Source organism: Brevibacillus sp. AF8, from assembly GCF_021270385.1.
Taxonomy (GTDB): domain Bacteria; phylum Bacillota; class Bacilli; order Brevibacillales; family Brevibacillaceae; genus Brevibacillus.
The window spans coordinates 1-2,136 of sequence record NZ_JAGQDN010000046.1; the positions used below are offsets into that span (position 1 = coordinate 1).

A 2,136-nucleotide genomic window follows, 5' to 3' on the forward strand; every position below is an offset into this window, starting at 1 on the left:
AGTGCTATTAACGCTCTGACAGTTGATGTTAAGTTTGGAACTACTGTAGACAAATCTACAGCTGAAAACTATGGTCCTAACTACAGCATCACTCCAGTAAATGGCTCAGCTTTGTCCATTGCTGGTGCTAAATTGCAAGAAGATGGAAAAACTGTTCGTTTGACTTTGGGTACTCCGGTAACGAAAGTTGCTACTAACTACACTGTTTCAGTGAAAGATGTACTGGATACCAAAGGAAACGCAGTTGCTGAGTTCTCTCAAGTAATTTCTTTGGTTGACAACGTACGTCCGCAAGTTAAAGCTACTAGCTTCGTAGATACAAATACTTTCAAAGTGGAATTGTCTGAGCCAGTAGATTTCACTAATATCAACACAGCAGTAACAGTATATGATGGCTTAACACCTGTAGCAGTTGTTAAAACACCTAATACTACAACTAAAGATTCCTTCACCCTTAGCCTTGCTGGTTTGGATAGCAAAAAAGAGTACAAATTGGTTATTAACAGCCAAATTCTCGACTTTGCTGGAAATGCAATTTCTCCAAACCCTTATGAAACAGTAATTAAACCAGTTGCAGACACAGTTGATCCAGTTGTTGACAGCATTACTCCTGTTAACCTGTCTAACTTCAAAGTTAAATTTAACGAGAAGATTAAAGCACAGGGTGGTCAATACTTCAGCGTTGCAATTGATGATGCTAACGTAAACCCAACCGTTACTCCAGTTGCTGATTCCAACGACACTGAGTTCATCGTTAAGTTGAGCGGACCAGTAACAAAAGGATTGCACAAAGTAACCGTTAAGAATTTCCAGGATGTTGCTGGAAATCCTAACCCAGCTTCTAAATCTACTTTCACAAAATATATTGACTTCCAAGATGCAACTCCAGCATTCACCACTACTACAGGTGCTTTGAAAACAATTGCTGGTACAAACTATGTTGTATTCAAGTTTGCTAACCCAATTGCGTCTAAATCGATCTCTGCTCCTGTTGTAGCTCAACGTGTAGCTGATGGTGTAACTTATGACACAACAATTTCAAACAACGAATTCGCTATCAAAAGCGGTGTAAGTGGATTGGCTGAAGATGAATTGGCAATCAACATCAGCAGCTTGCCTGCTGGAGCATATGCTTTGACTCTGCCTGCTGGTGCTGTAACTGATTCCTTCGGTGGAACTAACTTGGCTACTAAGGTTGACTTCACTGTTGGAACTGCTTCTGCTCAAACTCAAGTTTCTCCTACAACTGAACCAGCAACTGGTGTTGCAATCAACGGTGACACTACAGGTGAAACTGTAGATCAAGTAATCGTAGTATTCTCTGCAGAAGTTGGAGATAGCGCGAAAGATGTTGCTAACTACACTGTTGAAGGACAGCACGTATTCAAATCAGCTGAGTTCTATAGCGACAAGAAAACTGTTCGCCTGACTCTGAACGACGATGCTATCAAATATGATGGTAACTATGTTCTGGGAATCAGCGGTGTTAAAGACAAGAATAATAAAGACGTTAAGGCTTACAGCAAACTGATCAAGTTCGCTGAAAACCAAAAACCTTACATTGCAGGTGCCGAAGTTAATGCTTTGGACACTGTTAAAGTAATATTTAACGAGGCTGTTTCCGCAACTGCTCCTGCAGTACTTAATAAAGAGGATCTGAACGTTTATGTTAATGGTTCTAAAGTTTCTCTGACGTCGGCTGATTTCAGTGGAAATACTGCAACTGTTAAACTGACTGATGCTCTTACAAGCACAACTGCTAAAGTTGAAGTTGAAACATCCAATGCATTTGATGGTCACGATGCAAATAATAACTTTGGTAAAAAAGGTTCAAAATTTGAGGCTGTTTGGAAAGTTATCGACAACTCCGACAACATTGCAGCGGCTCAAGCTGTAGATAACAAAATCGCTGCACTTCCAGCAGCAAATGCGTTGACTCTGGCTGACAAACCAGCAGTCGTTGCAGCACGTGCTGATTACAATGCACTGACTGCAGCTCAAAAAGCTCTGGTAACAAAAGAGACTGTTCTGCAAGCAGCAGAAGCGAAAATCGCTCAGCTGGAGGCTGGTCAAACAGACGCTGCAGCGGCTCAAGCTGTAGATAACAAAATCGCTGCACTTCCAGCAGCAAATGCG

1 protein-coding gene is annotated in these 2,136 nt (G+C 41.4%); it reads left to right on the forward strand.

All coding sequences use genetic code 11. The features are described 5' to 3' along the window. Positions 1 to 2,136 (forward strand): Ig-like domain-containing protein (locus KB186_RS28190; protein ID WP_232774856.1); only part of this gene is annotated, 2,136 nt, incomplete at both ends.